18 protein-coding genes and 1 other RNA gene are annotated in these 16,227 nt (G+C 72.3%); 10 read left to right on the forward strand and 9 right to left on the reverse strand.

Going from position 1 to position 16,227, the window contains the following annotated elements; genetic code table 11:
- Positions 1 to 11 precede the first annotated feature (11 nt).
- Positions 12 to 911 carry a serine/threonine-protein kinase gene (locus HOO61_RS15960; protein ID WP_172260220.1) on the forward strand — a complete coding sequence of 300 codons (900 nt, stop codon included), beginning with the start codon at positions 12 to 14 and terminating at the stop codon, positions 909 to 911.
- Between the two features lie 21 nt (positions 912 to 932).
- On the opposite strand, the gene HOO61_RS15965 is transcribed toward HOO61_RS15960, so the two are convergent.
- Genes HOO61_RS15965 through HOO61_RS15975 form a run of 3 tightly spaced genes read right to left on the reverse strand, consistent with a single transcriptional unit; the run spans position 933 to position 3,497 of the window.
- Positions 933 to 1,604: a response regulator transcription factor gene (locus tag HOO61_RS15965; protein ID WP_172260222.1), complete on the reverse strand. Its 672-nt coding sequence runs from the start codon at positions 1,602 to 1,604 to the stop codon at positions 933 to 935.
- Positions 1,589 to 3,136 carry a HAMP domain-containing sensor histidine kinase gene (locus HOO61_RS15970; RefSeq protein ID WP_253942516.1) on the reverse strand — a complete coding sequence of 516 codons (1,548 nt, stop codon included), beginning with the start codon at positions 3,134 to 3,136 and terminating at the stop codon, positions 1,589 to 1,591. The genes HOO61_RS15965 and HOO61_RS15970 overlap by 16 nt, the downstream gene beginning before the upstream one ends.
- Complete coding sequence (locus HOO61_RS15975; RefSeq protein WP_172260224.1) at positions 3,045 to 3,497, reverse strand: hypothetical protein; 453 nt, start codon at positions 3,495 to 3,497, stop codon at positions 3,045 to 3,047. Before HOO61_RS15975 ends, HOO61_RS15970 begins: the two co-directional genes overlap by 92 nt.
- Before the next feature lie 160 nt (positions 3,498 to 3,657).
- Between HOO61_RS15975 and HOO61_RS15980 the strand changes: the two genes are divergently transcribed.
- The 4 genes from HOO61_RS15980 to HOO61_RS15995 are packed head-to-tail and all read left to right on the forward strand — an operon-like array spanning position 3,658 to position 8,217.
- Positions 3,658 to 5,199, forward strand: coding sequence for an AMP-binding protein (locus tag HOO61_RS15980; RefSeq protein WP_172260226.1), 1,542 nt, complete (start codon positions 3,658 to 3,660; stop codon positions 5,197 to 5,199).
- A 21-nt stretch (positions 5,200 to 5,220) separates the two neighbouring features.
- Positions 5,221 to 6,339: a Nif3-like dinuclear metal center hexameric protein gene (locus HOO61_RS15985; RefSeq protein WP_172260228.1), complete on the forward strand. Its 1,119-nt coding sequence runs from the start codon at positions 5,221 to 5,223 to the stop codon at positions 6,337 to 6,339.
- A gap of 28 nt (positions 6,340 to 6,367) precedes the next feature.
- Positions 6,368 to 7,108 (forward strand): zinc ribbon domain-containing protein, encoded by a 741-nt coding sequence (locus tag HOO61_RS15990; protein ID WP_172260230.1) that lies wholly within the window; start codon positions 6,368 to 6,370, stop codon positions 7,106 to 7,108.
- A gap of 14 nt (positions 7,109 to 7,122) precedes the next feature.
- Positions 7,123 to 8,217: an aromatic acid exporter family protein gene (locus HOO61_RS15995; RefSeq protein ID WP_367650213.1), complete on the forward strand. Its 1,095-nt coding sequence runs from the start codon at positions 7,123 to 7,125 to the stop codon at positions 8,215 to 8,217.
- Here HOO61_RS15995 and yaaA read toward each other — a convergent pair.
- Positions 8,214 to 8,993 (reverse strand): peroxide stress protein YaaA, encoded by a 780-nt coding sequence (yaaA, locus tag HOO61_RS16000; RefSeq protein WP_172260232.1) that lies wholly within the window; start codon positions 8,991 to 8,993, stop codon positions 8,214 to 8,216. The two genes, HOO61_RS15995 and yaaA, sit on opposite strands and share 4 nt — an antisense overlap.
- A 51-nt stretch (positions 8,994 to 9,044) precedes the next feature.
- Between yaaA and HOO61_RS16005 the strand changes: the two genes are divergently transcribed.
- The gene (locus HOO61_RS16005; protein WP_172260234.1) at positions 9,045 to 10,496 is read left to right on the forward strand and encodes an RNB domain-containing ribonuclease; all 1,452 of its coding nucleotides are present in this window, start codon (positions 9,045 to 9,047) and stop codon (positions 10,494 to 10,496) included.
- Positions 10,497 to 11,019: 523 nt separating this feature from the next.
- Positions 11,020 to 11,532, forward strand: coding sequence for a DUF559 domain-containing protein (locus HOO61_RS24960; protein ID WP_216659032.1), 513 nt, complete (start codon positions 11,020 to 11,022; stop codon positions 11,530 to 11,532).
- Positions 11,533 to 11,600: 68 nt separating this feature from the next.
- On the opposite strand, the gene rnpB is transcribed toward HOO61_RS24960, so the two are convergent.
- Positions 11,601 to 11,966, reverse strand: an RNA gene (gene rnpB / locus HOO61_RS16015) — RNase P RNA component class A.
- A gap of 13 nt (positions 11,967 to 11,979) precedes the next feature.
- Positions 11,980 to 12,828 carry a type I methionyl aminopeptidase gene (gene map, locus HOO61_RS16020; RefSeq protein WP_172260238.1) on the reverse strand — a complete coding sequence of 283 codons (849 nt, stop codon included), beginning with the start codon at positions 12,826 to 12,828 and terminating at the stop codon, positions 11,980 to 11,982.
- Positions 12,829 to 12,851: 23 nt separating this feature from the next.
- Between map and HOO61_RS16025 the strand changes: the two genes are divergently transcribed.
- Positions 12,852 to 13,076 (forward strand): hypothetical protein, encoded by a 225-nt coding sequence (locus tag HOO61_RS16025; RefSeq protein ID WP_172260240.1) that lies wholly within the window; start codon positions 12,852 to 12,854, stop codon positions 13,074 to 13,076.
- On the opposite strand, the gene HOO61_RS16030 is transcribed toward HOO61_RS16025, so the two are convergent.
- Positions 13,077 to 13,283, reverse strand: a complete 207-nt coding sequence (locus tag HOO61_RS16030; protein WP_172260242.1) for a hypothetical protein — start codon at positions 13,281 to 13,283, stop codon at positions 13,077 to 13,079.
- Positions 13,284 to 13,290: 7 nt separating this feature from the next.
- On the opposite strand from HOO61_RS16030, the gene HOO61_RS16035 reads away from it, so the two are divergent.
- Both HOO61_RS16035 and HOO61_RS16040 read left to right on the forward strand, forming a co-directional pair.
- The gene (locus tag HOO61_RS16035; protein WP_172260244.1) at positions 13,291 to 13,710 is read left to right on the forward strand and encodes a hypothetical protein; all 420 of its coding nucleotides are present in this window, start codon (positions 13,291 to 13,293) and stop codon (positions 13,708 to 13,710) included.
- Between the two features lie 44 nt (positions 13,711 to 13,754).
- The gene (locus HOO61_RS16040; protein WP_172260246.1) at positions 13,755 to 14,036 is read left to right on the forward strand and encodes a hypothetical protein; all 282 of its coding nucleotides are present in this window, start codon (positions 13,755 to 13,757) and stop codon (positions 14,034 to 14,036) included.
- A 22-nt stretch (positions 14,037 to 14,058) separates the two neighbouring features.
- On the opposite strand, the gene panB is transcribed toward HOO61_RS16040, so the two are convergent.
- The gene (gene panB, locus HOO61_RS16045) at positions 14,059 to 14,907 is read right to left on the reverse strand and encodes a 3-methyl-2-oxobutanoate hydroxymethyltransferase (RefSeq protein ID WP_172260248.1); all 849 of its coding nucleotides are present in this window, start codon (positions 14,905 to 14,907) and stop codon (positions 14,059 to 14,061) included.
- 98 nt (positions 14,908 to 15,005) lie between these two features.
- Positions 15,006 to 16,187 (reverse strand): PQQ-dependent sugar dehydrogenase, encoded by a 1,182-nt coding sequence (locus HOO61_RS16050; RefSeq protein WP_172260250.1) that lies wholly within the window; start codon positions 16,185 to 16,187, stop codon positions 15,006 to 15,008.
- Positions 16,188 to 16,227 lie beyond the last annotated feature (40 nt).

Below are 16,227 nucleotides of genomic sequence, written 5' to 3' on the forward strand. Positions count from 1 at the left end.
GGGAGGCGACGATGGGCAGGAACGACGACGGCTGGCACCTCGCCGAAGGTGAGCTCCTGGCCCCGGGGCTGAGCGCCCTGCGCCGGCTCGGCGGCGGCGCCGCCTACGAGGCCTGGCTGTGCTTCGACGAGGTGACCTGGTCACCCGTGGTCGTCAAGGCGCTGCGTCCCTCCCAGGTCGAGGACGAGTCCTCCCGGCGCGGCCTGCGCCGGGAGGTCCTCGCCCTCGCCACCGTCAACCACCCGGTCGTCGTCCGCGGCCTGCGCGACGGGCAGGACGGCGACCGCCCGCACGTCGTGCTCGAGCACATCGACGGGCCCCGGCTCTCCAGCCTGATCCGCCGCTACGGGCGGCTGCAGGAGCAGCAGTACCTCCCGCTCGCCATCGACGTCGCCGCGGCTCTGCACTACTTCCGCCACATCGGGTGGACCCATCTCGACATCAAGCCGAGCAACGTCATCATGGGCGCCCCCGCGCGGCTCATCGACCTGTCGGTCGCCCGGCCGGAGGAGGACGCCCGTCGCCTCCGGCACCCGATCGGCACCGACGCCTACATGTCGCCCGAGCAGTGCGACCCCGGCGCCTCGCGGGAGCACAGCGGACCGGTGCCGTCGTACGCCTCCGACGTGTGGGGCCTGGGGGCGACGCTCTTCCACGCGGTCGCCGGCCGGCGGCCCTTCGAGCACGGCGACCCGGACGCGGACGACGTACGCCGGAGGTACCCGCAGCTCGTCGACGCTCCCGCGGCGCTGCCCGACGACGTGCCCCCGGTGGTCGCCGACGTGATCGCGGCGTGCCTGCGCGTCGACCCCGCCGACCGTCCGTTGCCGCACGAGGTGGCCGAGGCGCTCGAGCCGGTGCTCGCCGGCCTGCCGCGCGGCTCGCTGGCCGCCTTCAACCCGAGGGGCTAGCAGGATCAGGGGCTAGCCGGATCAGGGGTTGAGCCGGTAGCCGACGCCGCGCACCGTGGCGATCGACCCGGTGCCGAGCTTCTTGCGCAGGTAGCCGACGTAGACGTCGACGACGTTGGACCCGGGGTCGAAGTCGTAGCCCCAGACCAGGTCGAGGAGCTGCTCGCGGGTCAGGACCTGGCCCGGGTTGAGCAGGAAGATCTCGGCGAGCGCGAACTCGCGCGCCGACAGCTCGGACTCACCCTGCGGTCCGGAGATGCGACGCGTGCGCCGGTCGAGCCGCAGGGTGCCGACGACCAGGTCGTCGCCGCTGGCGGGTGCGTCGACCGGCGCGAGGGCGCGCAACCGGAGCCGGATGCGGGCCATCAGCTCGGCGAAGCGGAACGGCTTGGCCATGTAGTCGTCGGCCCCGCTGTCGAGCGCGGTCACGGTGTCGGTCACCGAGTCGCGGGCGGTCAGCACGATGACGGGCATCCGGCTCCCCTGCGAGCGCAGCTGGTCGAGCACCTCGAAGCCGTCCATGCCCGGCAGCCCGATGTCGAGGACCATCAGGTCGAACCGACCCGACAGAGCCTCGTCGAGACCGCTCGGGCCGTCGCCTGCGACGGTCGGCTGGTGGCCCTCGGCCCGCAGGCCCTTGGCCACGAACGAGGCGATCCGGTCCTCGTCCTCCACGATCAGGATCTGGGCCATCGCGTGTCCTTCCTCATCAGGTTGTCGGTCATCGCCTCGATCTCACGGTCCGGCAGGACGACCTCGACGCGTGCCCCGTGCGGCTCGGCAGCGCTGATGCGTACGTCGCCGCCATGTGCGTCGGCGATCGCGCGCACGATGCTGAGGCCGAGGCCGAAGCCGTCGTCTCCCGCGCGCACCTGGGCGCGACCGAATCGCTCGAGCACCGCCTCCCGGTCCTCCGCGGGGATCCCGTCGCCCGTGTCACGCACCCACAGCCGCACCTCGCCGTCACCGCGGGCGGAGCCGATCGCGACCTCCGCGCCCGGGTCGGTGTGCTTGACGGCGTTGTCGGCCAGCTGCAGCAGGGCCTGGGTGACCCGTTGCTCGTCGAGCACGGCCCGTCCACGGGCCACGTCGTCGAGGCGCCACGCACGGTCGCCGAGGGCGGTGGCCTTCGCCAGCACGGACTGGGTGAGGGCGGACAGCTCGACCTCGCCCAGCACGAGGAAGTCGGGGCGCCGGCTCTTGGCCAGCAGGATCAGGTCGGTCACCAGGCGCGACATCCGGTCGACCTCGTCGAGCAGCAGCTCGCGGGTCTCGGCCAGGTCGTCGGGGTCGCCCGGGTCGAGGAGCTCGAGGTGTCCACGGACCACCGTCAACGGTGTCTTGAGCTCGTGACCGGCATCGTCCAGGAACTGTCGCTGGGCCGCGAAGCCCGAGTCGAGGCGCTCCAGCATGCCGTTGATCGTGCGGGTGAGCGCGGTGATGTCGTCGTTGCCGCGCTCGGGGATGCGCCGCGACAGGTCGGTGGCGGTGATCTCGCGCGCCGTCTCCTCCAGCGTGCGCAGCGGGGCCAGCAGGCGGCCGGACTGGAAGCCGGCGATCGTGGTGATCAGCCCGAGAGAGAGCAGTGCGATGAGGGTGTAGGTCCGGAGGGTGCGGTCGAGCTCCTCGTGCTCGTCGCGCAGGAAGTTGACGATCGCCAGCGCACCCTCGCCCTGGGTGTTGGTCACCGGGACGAGCGTCACCCACGTCTCGCCGAAGGTGGGCGAGTCGATCACCCGGGTGCCGCCGACCCCGGCGAGCTCGGACAGGGCCTCCCGGTAGGCCGGCTCGTCGAGGACCTCCTGGCCGTAACGGTTGGCGGTGCGCTCGGGGGTCTGGCCGCGCACGTAGCCGACGAGCATCTCGTCGTCGTCGGGGACGTTTCGCGTGAGGAAGACGTTGAGCACGCGAGCGACGTCGTCGAACTCCTCGCCGGTGTTGGGGTCGATCCGCAGCGCGCGCAGCTCGGCGATCTCCTGGGTGATCTGTGCGGTGACCTGGCGCTCGATGCGCGCGGACTCGAGGGCGTAGACGAGCAGTCCGGCGCCGGTCATCGCCACCGCGGTGAGCAGGGCGACGACGACGGTGAGGCGCGTGCGGACCGAGACGCGGGCGAAGCGGCGGCGGGCACGGTCAGTCGTCCCCGTCGTCGTCTCGGTCGTCGTCCCCGTCGTCCCCGTCGTCGTCCCCGCCGCCATGTCCGTCGTCGTCCGTGTCGTCGTCATCGTCGTCCCCGCCGTCCCACTCGTCGTCGTCATCCTCTCCGATCGGCGTGGGTGGGGGCGTCACGACCACGGCGTCACCGCCGCCGCGGCTCCCGTCGTCGCCATCGTCCCGGTCGTCGTCGCCGTCGTCCCTGCCGGTGGGGCGCGGGGGAGGGGCCTGCGTGGGCCGCTGTATCGGCGACGACCCGGTGCTGGATGTCGGGTCGATGCTGGCCGGCGGGTCGCTCGGTGCGTCGCGGAGGATCACCGGACTGTGGTCGGGGGGCGGGGGTGCTCCGGGCGAGGCCAGGGACCCGGCGACGTACGCCGTCATCGGCACCACGACCGCCAGGGCCAGCAGCACCTTCGTCACCCGTCCCATGGTCAGGATCGTGCGCGGTGATCGTGGTGCCTGCGTGAGACCCGGATGAGAGCCTTCTTAGAGTCCGCTCGTCCGTCCGCTCGTCGACGCCCACGTGCCGTCCGTCGCACCCGGCGTCCGACCGCTCGCAGCACCCGGTGACGCGTGCCACAGTGGGCGCATGATCGTCCCCTTCAGCGTCACCGACTTCATCGAGCGCGCCGCGGCCGTCTACGGCGAGCGGCCGGGATTCATCGACGAGCCCGACCAGCCCGCCGCGTCGCTCGGCACGCTGACCTACGCCGAGGCGTACGAGCTCTCGCGCAGGCAGGCGGCGAAGCTGGACGAGCTCGGGCTGGAGGTCGGAGACCGGGTCGCGATCATCAGCCACAACTCGGCGCGCCTGCTGACGTCGTTCTTCGGCGTGTGCGGCTCGGGTCGAGTGCTGGTGCCGATCAACTTCCGCCTGCGGCCGGACGAGATCGCCTACATCGTGTCCCACTCCGGCGCGCGGGTGCTCTACGTCGACCCGGAGCTGGTGGACGCGCTGAAGGGCGTCGACGTCGAGCACACCTTCGTGCTGGGCGAGGACGAGACGATGTTCGCCGCACCTGACGTGGAGCCGCGTGCATGGGAGCCGGACGAGAACGCGACGGCCACGATCAACTACACCTCGGGCACGACGGCACGGCCCAAGGGCGTGCAGATCACCCACCGCAACATCTGGACCAACGCGGTCACGTTCGCCCTGCACGCCGGCGTCACCGACCGCGACGTCTACCTGCACACGCTGCCGATGTTCCACGCCAACGGCTGGGGGATGCCCTTCGCGATGACGGGGCTCGGCGTGCCGCACGTGGTGCTCCGCAAGGTCGACGGCGCCGAGATCCTGCGCCGGGTCGAGCAGCACGGCGTGACCGTGATGTGCGCGGCACCGGCCGTCGCCGCCGCGGTGCTGGAGGCCGCGCAGGACTGGGAGGGCGAGATCCCCGGTCGTGACCGCGTGCGGATCATCATGGCGGGCGCCCCGCCGCCGACGAAGACGGTCGTGCGGGTCGAGGAGGAGCTCGGCTGGGAGTTCGTCCAGATCTACGGCCTCACCGAGACCTCGCCGCTGCTGACGGTCAACCGCTCGCGAGCGGAGTGGGACGACCTGCCCGCCGAGGAGCGGGCGGCGAAGCTGGTGCGGGCCGGCGCGCCCGCGATCGGCGTACGCCTGCGCACCGACGCCGAGGGGGAGGTGCTGGCGCGCTCCAACGTCATCCTCGAGGGCTACTGGGAGCGGCCCGACGAGACGCAGAAGGCGCTTGTGGACGGCTGGTTCCACACCGGCGACGGCGGCGTGATCGGCGACGACGGCTACCTCACGATCAGCGACCGCAAGAAGGACGTGATCATCACCGGTGGCGAGAACGTGTCCTCGATCGAGGTCGAGGACGTGCTGTTCTCCCACCCGGCGGTCGCCGAGGTCGCGGTCATCGGCGTGCCTAGCGAGAAGTGGGGCGAGACGATCAAGGCGCTCGTCGTGCTGGGTGACGGCGCCGAGGGCGGCTCCGAGATGGAGGCCGAGCTGATCGCCTGGTGCAAGGACAAGGCAGCGGGCTACAAGGCCCCGACCTCGATCGAGTTCCGCGACGAGCTGGCGCGCACGGCGACCGGGAAGCTGCAGAAGTTCAAGCTGCGCCAGCCCTACTGGGAGGGCCAGGAGCGGCAGGTCAACTAGCGGGTCCCCGATAATCAGCGCATGCCCAGCCTTGCCGACGTCGTCGACCTGATCCACGCCTGGTACCCGCCGCGCACCGCCGACTCGTGGGACGCCGTCGGCCTGGTGGCGGGCGACCCGGCGGCCGAGATCGGCAAGGTGATGTTCGCCGTGGATCCCACGGTCGAGGTCGCCCGGGACGCCGTGGAGTGGGGCGCCGACCTGCTCGTGGTGCACCACCCGCTGTTCCTCGCGCCCGTCAGCTCGGTCGCCGCGGACACGCCCAAGGGGCGCACGCTCCACACGCTCACCGCCGGCGGCTGCGCGTTGCTCGCCGCCCACACCAACGCCGACCAGGCGGTCACCGGTGTCTCGGAGTCGCTCGCCCTGGCCCTCGGGCTGACCGACCTCGCGCCGATCAGGCCGGCGCCTGCGGGTCCGCTCGACAAGGTGGTCGTGTTCGTGCCGCTGGGAGCTGCCGACGCCGTACGCGCCGCGATGACGGAGGCGGGAGCGGGCCGGATCGGCGACTACGACTCCTGCACCTGGACCGCGACGGGGGAGGGACGCTTCCGGCCGCTGGACGGGGCGACCCCCGCCGTCGGCGCGGTCGGCGACCTCGAGGTGGTCGAGGAGGCACGGGTCGAGGCGGTGGTCCCGCGCTCGCGTCGTACGGCGGTCGTGCGGGCGCTGCTGGCCGCGCACCCCTACGAGGAACCGGCCTTCAACGTCGTCCCGCTCGCGGACCCTGGCCTCGCCACGACCGGCACCGGGAGGGTCGGCACGGTCGAGGAGACCACGCTCGAGGAGTTCGCCGCGCGGGTCGGCGCCGCGCTGCCCGCCACTGCGCACGGCGTACGCGTCGCCGGCGACCCGCAGCGTCCGGTGCGGCGGGTCGCGGTGTGCGGCGGGGCGGGCGACTTCCTCCTCGACGAGCTCGCCCACAGCGACGTCGACGTCTACGTCACCAGCGACCTGCGGCACCACCGGGCGTCCGAGTTCATGGAGCACGACGGCCCGGCGCTCGTCGACGTCGCGCACTGGGCGGCCGAGTGGACGTGGCTGCCCGCGGTGGAGGCTCGGCTGCAGCGGGAGCTGGGCGATAGGGTCGAGACCCGGGTCAGCACGCGGTGCACCGACCCGTGGACGTTCCGCCCCTGAACCCCCCGAAGTCGAAGCAGGAGAGCCGTTGAAGGCCGATCCCACCCACCAGCTCGCGCTCCTCGACGTCGCCGAGCTCGACCGACGCGCCGCCCAGCTGCGCCACCAGCGCAGCCACCTCCCCGAGGTCGCGGAGATCAGCACGTTGGAGGCCGAGCGCACCGAGCTCACCGACCAGGTGCGTGACGCCCGCATCGTCGTGGACGACCTGACCGTCGAGCAGGCCAAGGCCGACCGCGAGGTCGAGCAGGTCAAGGCACGCCGCGAGCGCGACCGCACCCGCATGGACGCCGGTCAGATCACCAACCCCAAGGACCTCGAGCGCATGCAGCACGAGCTCGTCTCGCTCGAGCGTCGCATCTCCACGCTGGAGGACGCCGAGCTCGAGGTGATGGAGAGGCTCGAGGAGGCCCAGCAGGTCCTCGACGGGCTCGGCATCCGCGCCGACGACATCGACGCGCGGCTCGCCGAGCTGGTCGCCGCCCGCGACGAGAAGCGCGCGGCCATCGACGGCTCCCTCGACGAGGTCGCGTCCGCGCGCGGCCCGGCGACCGAGGACATCCCTGACGACCTGATGGCGCTCTACGAGCGGCTGCGCGAGCAGAAGGGCATCGGCGCCTCGCTGCTGCGGGCCCGCCAGTGCGGCGGCTGCAACATGACGCTGGACGCGTCCGAGCTGTCGCGGATCCGGTCCGCTCCGGCCGACGAGGTCATCCGCTGCGAGGAGTGCCAGCGCATCCTGGTGCGCACCGACGAGTCCGGCCTCTGAGGGAGTGACGCGTCGTGCGGTTCATCGACGCGGAGGTCGTCGCGGAACGCAGCCGTACGTCGCTGCGCGCCCGGGTGGCGCGGCTGCGGGCCAAGGGCTGGGTGATCGGCCAGTGCGCGGTCGCCGCCGGCGTCGCGTGGTGGCTCGCGGCCGACGTCTTCGACCACCACCTGCCGTTCTTCGCGCCGATCGCGGCCGTGGTGTCGCTCGGCATGTCCTACGGCCAGCGTCAGCGGCGGGTCGCGGAGGTGACCGTCGGGGTGGCGCTCGGCGTGTTCCTCGGCGACGCGGCGACCCACCTGATCGGCTCTGGCGGGTGGCAGATCGCGCTGATCGTGGCCGCCGGCATGTCGATCGCGCTGCTGCTCGACGCCGGCCAGCTGATGATCATCCAGGCGGCCGTCCAGGGCATCGTGGTCGCCGCCCTCGCGCCGGCCCCGGGTGACGCCTTCATCCGCTGGACCGACGCGATCATCGGCGGCGGGGTGGCCCTCGTCGCGGCGACCGTCGTGCCGCGCGCGCCGCTGCGCAAGCCACGCGACCAGGCGGCCGTCGTGGTCCGCAAGATCGCCGAGCTGCTGCGCTGCTCGGCCGACCGGATCGGGGACGGTGACGTCGACAAGGCGCTGGCCGTGCTGCGCGACGCCCGGTCGACCGACGCGCTCATCGCCGAGCTGCGTGCGGCGTCGCAGGAAGGGTTGTCGGTGGTGAGCTCCTCGCCCTTCCGGCGACGCCACGGCGAGCACCAACGCCAGCTCGCCGAGCTCGTCGAACCGCTCGACGTGGCCCTGCGCAACACCCGCGTGGTCGTGCGCCGGGTGGCGGTGGCCAGCTATCGCCGCGAGCCCGTCCCGGCGTCGTACGCCTCCTTGATGCGCGACCTGGCGGACCTCTCGGACCGGGTCGCCGACGAGCTGGTCGCCAACCGGATGGCGGAGGCGGTCATCGACGACCTCATCGCCCTCGGGCGGGCGACGGCCCAGGTCGAGCACAGTGACGACCTGTCCGCCGAGGTGATCCTCGCCCAGGTGCGCTCGATCGTCGCCGACCTGCTGGCGCTGTGCGGGATGGACCCGCTCGAGGCGACCGACGTGATCCCCCTGCGTTAGACGTCCGTCACCACGACGTCGAGCTGGGTGCCCTTCGCGGTGGCCCCACCCGTCTCGACGGTCCAGCCGAGCCGAGTGAGGGTCTCGGCCAGCGCGGCCGGCGTGCGGGGGTTCGCCCCGTCCTCGAGCAGGGCGCGGACGATGCGGCCCTTGGTCGCCTTGTTGAAGTGGCTCACCACGCTGCGCTTCCCGCCGGACTCGTGGAGGACGCGCACGGTCGCGACGCGGCCGGCCAGCTCCGTCGAGGGCCGCCAGAAGGCGGCGTACGTCCCGGAGCGCAGGTCGACGAGCAGCCCGGTGCCGATCGCCTCGGTGACGGCCTCGCCGAACACCTCGCGCCAGGCGCCGGCGACCGAGCCGGTGCCGGGGAGGCTGGCGTCGCCGGAGAGGCGGTAGGCCGGGATGCGGTCACCGGGTCGCACGATGCCGAACAGTGCGCTGGTGATCGCCACCCGCGCTGTCGCACGCCGTCGGGCAGCGGGGGAGAGGGTGTCGAAGCCGAGGGCGTCGTAGAGCACCCCGGTGTAGATCGCGTCGGCGCGGGCGGTCGGGGCGCTGCGCAGGTCGGCGTTGCGCTGCACCAGGTCGCGCTGGGCCGGTCCCAGGCCGAGCACGGCGGCCGCCTTGTCCGGGTCGTCGCCGCACAGCTGCACGAGCGACTCCAGCAGCGTCGTACGGGTCGCGGTGAGGGACGGTGAGGACAGCGAGCCCAGGTCGAGGGGCTTGCCGCGACGCGGAGCGGTCTTGCCCTCGCTGGGCGGCAGCAGGATCAGCACGCGCGCAAGCGTAGGCAGCGCTCGCCGTGGCCTCCCGGCTAGGGTCCCGGTATGCCCAGCAACCGCGTGGTCAAGGTCCGGTCGACAGGCGACAGCGTGACGGCGCAGGAGATGCGCGACGGCATCGCCGCCATTCAGGCCGACCTCGAGGTGACGCCGACGTTCCCCGAGGCCGTCGAGCGAGCTGCCGCCGAGGCGGCCGCGGCGCCCCGCCTGCCCGAGCTCGACCGCACCGACATCCCGTTCATCACCATCGACCCCGAGTCGGCGCGCGACCTCGACCAGGCGATGCACATCGAGCGGGACGGCGCGGGCTACGTCGTGCACTACGCGATCGCCGACGTCGCCGCCTTCGTCACGGCGGGCGACCCTGTCGACGTGGAGGCCAACCGCCGGGGCGAGACGCTCTACGGCGCGGACTCCAAGATCCCGCTGCACCCCACCGTGCTCAGCGAGGGCGCCGCCTCGCTGCTGCCCGACGAGGTACGCCCCGCGCTGCTGTGGACCATCAAGGTCGACGAGACCGGTGAGGGCACCGACGTCGAGGTCGAGCGCGCGCTGGTGCGCTCGCGCGCCAAGCTGTCCTACGAGGGCGTCCAGGCCGACCTCGACGCCGGGAGGGCCGACGACCTCATCGGGCTGCTCAAGGAGGTCGGCGAGCTGCGCCTGGCCCGGGAGGCCGCCCGCGGCGGGGTGTCGCTGCCCCTGCCCGAGCAGGAGCTGGTCGAGAACGGCGACGGGCACTGGGAGCTGGAGTTCCGGCGGCTCACCCCGGTCGAGACCTGGAACGCCCAGATCTCTCTCCTCACCGGCATGGCGGCCGCCTCCCTGATGGTCTACGCCCGCGTCGGCATCCTCCGCACCCTGCCGCCGGCGGACCCCCATGACGTACAGCGCCTTCACCGCACCGCCCGCGCCCTCGGCATCTCGTGGCCGGCCGAGCAGCTCTACCCCGACTTCGTCCGCACCCTCGACCCGTCGAGGCCGACGCACGCCGCGATGATCGTCGCGTGCACGCGCCTGCTGCGCGGCGCCGGCTACGTGTCCTTCAACGGCGAGCTGCCCGAGCAGGCGCAGCACTCCGCCCTCGCCTCGGAGTACGCCCACGTCACCGCGCCGCTGCGCCGCCTCGCCGACCGCTACGCCGGCGAGGTCTGCGTGGCGCTCTGCGCCGGCACCGACGTCCCGTCGTGGGTGGTCGAGGCGATGCACGAGCTCCCCGACACGATGACCGAGTCGGGACGTCGGGCCAACCGCTACGAGAACGCCATCGTCGACCTCTGCGAGGCCGAGCTCCTCCACGACCGGGTCGGCCAGCGCTTCACGGCCGTCGTCGTCGACCTCGACGAGAAGAGCAGGCAGAAGGGCGACATCACCATCCAGGACCCCGCCATCGAGGCCCCGGTGACCAGCTCCTCCGACCTGCCCCTCGGCGAGGAGGTCACCGTCGAGCTGGCGACCGCCGACCCCAAGGCGCGGAAGGTGGAGTTCCGGCTGGCGTGAGCCACGCACCGCCGGACTGGGCACGGGGCGGCGCGTCGGACAGGACGAAGGCCGGCAGAGGCGCTCCTTGTCCGCGTACGCCGGCTGGGCTGGGGGCCTTCCTCCTGTCGGACGCGCCGGGCCTGTGGACAGCGAGAGCGGGCGGATGGTGGTTCGCGGCAAGGTCGGCGTCATGCGCGCAGACTCGGCACTCGTGAAGCTGGGCGGAGTGGCGTCAGCCCAGTCCCTGCTCCGGCTGAGCAGCAGACGCCGGATCAGGCGCGCGTGCGCCTCGGGACGCATCGTCAAGCTCGCCCGCGGTCGGTACGCGCTTCCCACGGCCCCGCAGGCGTGTCTCGCAGCCGCCGAGCTCTCCGGAGTGGTGTGTCTTCGCAGCGCGGCTGCGGTGCACGGGTGGGAGATGAAGGTCCCGCCCCCTCGGCCGGAGGTCGCGGTGGACCCCCGTCGCAACCTGCCAGCGGTCCGGCGTACGGGCGTCGACGTCCGCTGGATGGCTGTGGGACCCGATGACGCAGCGGCCCGCGTGACGACCCCTCTGCGGACGGTGGTGGACTGCGCGCGCCATCTTCCCTTCGACGAGGCACTGGCCATCGCGGACTCGGCACTGCGCTCGGGATCGGTGACGAGGGCCGAGCTCAGCGCCGTACAGGTCCGGGGAGCAGGTGCAGCCGCCGTTCGCCGGGTTCTCACCCACGCTGACGGGCGGGCGGCGAACCCCTTCGAGTCCGTCCTCCGCGCCCTGTGCATCGAGGCCGGCCTGGTCGTCGAGCCGCAGGTCGAGGTGGGGATGATGACCGGAACGGTGCGCCCAGACCTGGTGTGCCGCAGTCGTCTGCTCGTGCTCGAAGCGGACTCGTGGACCTTCCACGCGAGCCGCAAGGCGCACAAGAGGGACTGCGCCCGCTACAACCTGCTCGTTCTCCACGGGTGGCGGGTCCTGCGGTTCACCTGGGAGCAGGTGATGCTCGAACAGTCCTATGTGCGGTGGGTCCTCGCGGAGGTCGTACGGCCCGTCGGACAGGACGAAGTCGCCTAGGCGTACGACGTCCCGGCGGGACGCTGAGCTCTGAGCCGACTTCGTCCTGTTCGACGCGCCGGTGTGGGGGAGTGGGTCGGCCTGTAGGCCGGGTTCTGTCCTGCTGACGCAGGGGCGACCATCCATCTGCGACGACCGTTGCCGGCCGCCTGGTGCGATCTACCCGGATGCTCGGGCGGGCCGCCCTCGGACGCATCCTGTCTGATCTTGCTCCGGGTGGGGTTTGCCTAGCTGCGCCGGTCGCCCGGCGCACTGGTGGTCTCTTGCACCACCGTTTCACCCTTACCGGTCGTGAGACCGGCGGTCTGTTCTCTGTGGCACTGATCCCGCGGGTTGCCCCGGGTGGCTGTTGGCCACCACCCTGCCCTGTGGAGCCCGGACCTTCCTCGACCCCTCACCCGGAGGCGAGGTGCCGCGATCGCCCGGCCGACCCACTCGAGGGTGAGTCTAGGGGTGTGTCAGCACCTCGGCGCCATCCTCGGTGACGAGGAGGGTGTGCTCGAACTGCGCGGAGCGGCGGCGGTCCTTCGTCACGACCGTCCAGCCGTCGTCCCACATGTCGTAGTCGGGGGTGCCGAGGTTGAGCATCGGCTCGATCGTGAAGGTCATCCCGACGCGGATCTCGTCGTCGAAGCGCTCGTCGTCGTAGTGGGGGATGATCAGCCCGGAGTGGAACGCCGTACCGATGCCGTGGCCGGTGAAGTCACGGACGACGCCGTAGCCGAAGCGCTTGGCGTACGCCTCGATGACGCGGCCGATGACGTTGACCCGGCGGCCGGGCTTGACCGCCTTGATCGCCCGGTCGAGCGCCTCCTTCGTGCGCTCGACGAGCAGCCGCGACTCCTCGTCGACGTCGCCGGCGAGGAAGGTGGCGTTGGTGTCGCCGTGGACGCCGCCGATGAAGGCGGTGATGTCGATGTTGACGATGTCGCCGTCCTCGACGACGCGCGCGTCGGGGATGCCGTGGCAGATCACCTCGTTGACGCTCGAGCACAGCGACTTCGGGAAGCCGCGGTAGCCGAGGGTGGAGGGGTAGGCCCCGTGGTCGCACAGGAACTCGTGGCCGATGCGGTCGAGCTCGTCGGTGGTGACACCGGGTACGACGTGGGAGCCGACGAGGTCGCGCGCCTGGGCGGCCAGGCGGCCGGCCACCCGCATGAGCTCGATCGTCTCCGCGTCCTTGACCTCCTCGCCGGTGAACCGCTCCGGCGTCGGCCGGTCGACGTACTCCGGGCGGGCGATGTGGGCGGGCACGGCACGACGCGCAGATACCTCTGCGGGGGATACGACAGGCACGGGCGCGAGTGTAGTTTCGGAGAATGAGCGAGAACGAATACTGGTTCTGCCTGACGCACCACACGGTCGAGGGCAGGGACGGCTGCAAGAACGCCGACCGCCTCGGCCCCTACGCCTCGTCCGCGGAGGCCTCGCGCGCGCTCGAGAAGGTCGAGGAGCGCAACGAGGAGTGGGACAACGACCCGAAGTGGAACGACGACGGCCCGGGCTCCGGCGACGGCATCACCGACGGCACTCCGGACAACTGATCACTTCTTCTTGCTCTTCTTGCCCTTGACGGGGTTCGCCGCCTGAGCGACATCGGCGGCGGCACGGACGCTCTTCAGCGCCCGCTTGGTGTTCTTGTCGAGGGTCTTGGTGAGCTCGGCGATCGCCGCCTCGTACTGCTTGCTCACCCGGGCGGCCGTCTCGGCGGCGACCCGCTCGGCAGTGTCCTGCGCGACCTTCTGGATCATCGCGGCGGTGCTGACCGCCTGGGTGCCGACGTCGACGGCGCGGCCGGCGGGGGAGCGGCGGGCCGCGGTCGTGACGGGCTTGTCCGACGTCGCCGTCTGCGTCGCGGGCGCCTTCTTCGCCGTCGACCTGCTCGCCGTCGACGTCGCCTTCTTCGCCGGCGCCTTCCGGGCAGTCGACCTCTTGGCGGTCGACGTCTTCGCAGTGGACTTCTTGGCCGCGGTCGACTTCTTCGCTGTCGACTTCTTCGCTGTCGTCTTCCTGGCCGTCGAGCTGCCGGTCGACTTCTTGGCAGGAGCCTTCTTGGCTGTCGTCTTCTTCGCCGGCGACTTCCGGGCGGGCGTCTTCTTCGCGGTGGACGTGGTGGCTGCCGTCTTCTCGGCCGGGGTCTCGCTCACGGAGGGCTCCTCGCGTCGTCGGGAAGCCTGATCCTGCCGCGCGAGAGGCAGGTTGTCACCGGCTAGCGTGTCGGCGTGCCCCAGCCCGCCGTCCGCGAACCGCTCTCACCGTGGCCGATCGCCGGCCTGGTCGGCCTGGCCTGCGTGGCGTTCCTGATCGGCGCGACCGGCGTCGCGGTGGGAGCGCCATGGTGGGCGCTGGTGCTGCTCGGCCTCGTGTGGGTGGCGGCGTTGCTGACGGCGGTCGCGTGGTTCACCAGCCGCCCGCGGGCGGTCGTGCTGCTGCCTGTGGTCGTCGCGCTGGTGTGGTTCGCGACGGTCGTGGGCGGCGCCCGCTGGCTGGGCTGGTCGGCCTAGCCAGCAGGCCGGCAGCGAGGCGTCAGAACGTGTGCTCGGCGCCCGGGAAGGTGCCACCGCGGACGTCGTCGGCGTACGCCCGCGCCGCGTCGAGCAGCACCCCGTGGACGTCGGCGTACTGCTTGACGAAGCGCGCCATCCGTCCGGTGCGCAGGCCGAAGGCGTCCTGCCACACGAGGACCTGGCCGTCGCACCCGGCGCCGGCGCCGATGCCGATCGTGGGGATGGTGAGCTCCTTGCTGATGCGCTCCGCGACGTCACCGGGGACCATCTCCATGACGACGGCGAACGCACCCGCCTCCTGCACGGCATGCGCGTCGGCGATGACGCGGTCGCTCGCGTCGCCCCGGCCCTGGACGCGGTAGCCGCCGAGGGTGTGCTCGGACTGCGGGGTGAAGCCGATGTGGGCCATGACGGGGATGCCACCCCGGGTGCACTTCTCGATGACGGGGGCCATCTCGGCGCCGCCCTCGAGCTTGACGCAGTGGGCGCCGGCCTCCTTCATGAAGCGGACGGCGGTGAGGTAGCCCTGCTCCGGCGAGGCCTGGTAGCTGCCGAACGGCAGGTCGCCGACGACCATCGCGCGCTTCACCGAGCGCGCCACCGCGCGGGTGAGGGGGAGGAGCTCGTCGACCGTGACCGGCAGGGAGGTCTCGTTGCCGAGGACGTTGTTGCTCGCGGAGTCGCCGACCAGCAGCAGGTCGATGCCCGCCTCGTCGAAGGTCGCGGCGGTGTACATGTCGTACGCCGTCAGCATGGTGATCTTCTCGCCCCGCTCCTTCATCTCCCGCAGGTGATGGGTGCGGACCCGCTTCACCGGCGCAGCCGGGGCGCTCGGACCGGAACCGTAGGGGGCAGTCTCTTCAGCCATGCTCGCTCCTCGTCATCTCGCGGCTCCCTGATGGAGTCCACGGACCACTTCTCAGGCTAGTCGCGACCCGCGGGTACGGCGCTGTGGCGACGGTCACGTCATCGCGGCGACACCCGTACGACGCGGTCGCGAGCACCGTTGTCGGTGGTGACGAGCAGGTCGCCGTTGCGGGCCGACGTGATCGACCGCAGGCGGCCGAGCCGCTGGAGCCGGGGCGGACGGGCGACCGACACCAGCCCGCCGCCGGCGTCGAAGCGCAGGAACAGCACCTCGGAGCCCTTCAGCGCGGCGACGGCGAGCGTGCCCTCGAGCGCGCCCCACTGCGATCCACGCACCCACGCGGCGCTGGAGGTGGCGATCGTGGGGGTGCCGGAGGACCAGGCCGCGTCCTGCTGCTCACCCGGCAGCGACTGGTCGGTCATCGGGACCGACTCGTCGTAGCCCGGGACGGGGTTCCAGCCGTAGTCGCCTCCGGCGACCAGCAGGTTGACCTCGTCGTCGCGGTCGCTGCCGTGCTCGACCGACCACACCGAGCCGTCGTCGCGCTGGGCCAGGCCCTGCACGTTGCGGTGACCGTAGGTCCACACGAACCGTCGTGCGGTGCTCGCCTCGGCGAAGGGGTTGCCGGGCACCGGAGCGCCGGTGCGCCGGTGGACGCGCAGGACCTTGCCGCCGAGCGAGTCGAGGGTGCGCGGGTTGGTGCCGACGGCGGCGTCGCCGGTGCCGACGTACAGGGCGTCGCTGCCTCGGTCGAGCATCAGCCGGCACCCGCCGTGACGGCCCGAGGTCGACGGCAGGCCGGTCAGGAGCGTGCGGCGACCGCTGAGCCGGGTCCACCTCCGGTCGACGCGCCACCGGCTGACCTGCACGTGGGTGCCGCCCCTGGCGCTGCCGTGGCACGCCCACAACGTCCGCGAACCGGCGTCGACCGCGAGCGACATCAGCCCGGTCTCGCCGGACACCCACACCAGCCTCGACAGGTCGGCCAGGGTGCGCCGCTTGCCGTTGCGTACGACGCTGATGCGGGCGCGGTCACGCTCGGAGACCAGCAGCCGCCCGCCGGGGGCCTGCTGGACGTCCCAGGGGTGCTGCAGGCCGCGTACGACGGTGCGCACCCGGAGAGCGGGCACCTGCCCACGCTGCGTGTCAGCGACCGGCGCGGGGGCCGCTGCCGAGGAGGGGACCGGGCCGGGCGACAGGGTGCCCACCGGGGCTGACACCGCCAGCACGACGGCGGCGACGAGGATCCGGGACGACGAGATGGCGCTCAGTCGGTGCACCCGGGTCACGGTACGCACGCCCACGGGTCACGGCCAGTGG

This window comes from Nocardioides sp. zg-1230 (assembly GCF_013155335.1).
GTDB lineage: Bacteria > Actinomycetota > Actinomycetes > Propionibacteriales > Nocardioidaceae > Nocardioides.

Bases quoted from the DNA above. Each gene is read 5' to 3' on its own strand.
- HOO61_RS15975 (WP_172260224.1), bottom strand. From the start codon at position 3,497: ATGGGACGGGTGACGAAGGTGCTGCTGGCCCTGGCGGTCGTGGTGCCG.
- HOO61_RS15970 (WP_253942516.1), bottom strand. From the start codon at position 3,136: ATGACGACGACACGGACGACGACGGACATGGCGGCGGGGACGACGACG.
- HOO61_RS15965 (WP_172260222.1), bottom strand. From the start codon at position 1,604: ATGGCCCAGATCCTGATCGTGGAGGACGAGGACCGGATCGCCTCGTTC.
- HOO61_RS16005 (WP_172260234.1), top strand. From the start codon at position 9,045: ATGCCCAGCAACCGCGTGGTCAAGGTCCGGTCGACAGGCGACAGCGTG.
- panB (WP_172260248.1), bottom strand. From the start codon at position 14,907: ATGGCTGAAGAGACTGCCCCCTACGGTTCCGGTCCGAGCGCCCCGGCT.
- HOO61_RS15980 (WP_172260226.1), top strand. From the start codon at position 3,658: ATGATCGTCCCCTTCAGCGTCACCGACTTCATCGAGCGCGCCGCGGCC.
- HOO61_RS15960 (WP_172260220.1), top strand. From the start codon at position 12: ATGGGCAGGAACGACGACGGCTGGCACCTCGCCGAAGGTGAGCTCCTG.
- HOO61_RS16025 (WP_172260240.1), top strand. From the start codon at position 12,852: ATGAGCGAGAACGAATACTGGTTCTGCCTGACGCACCACACGGTCGAG.
- HOO61_RS15985 (WP_172260228.1), top strand. From the start codon at position 5,221: ATGCCCAGCCTTGCCGACGTCGTCGACCTGATCCACGCCTGGTACCCG.
- HOO61_RS16030 (WP_172260242.1), bottom strand. From the start codon at position 13,283: ATGATCCAGAAGGTCGCGCAGGACACTGCCGAGCGGGTCGCCGCCGAG.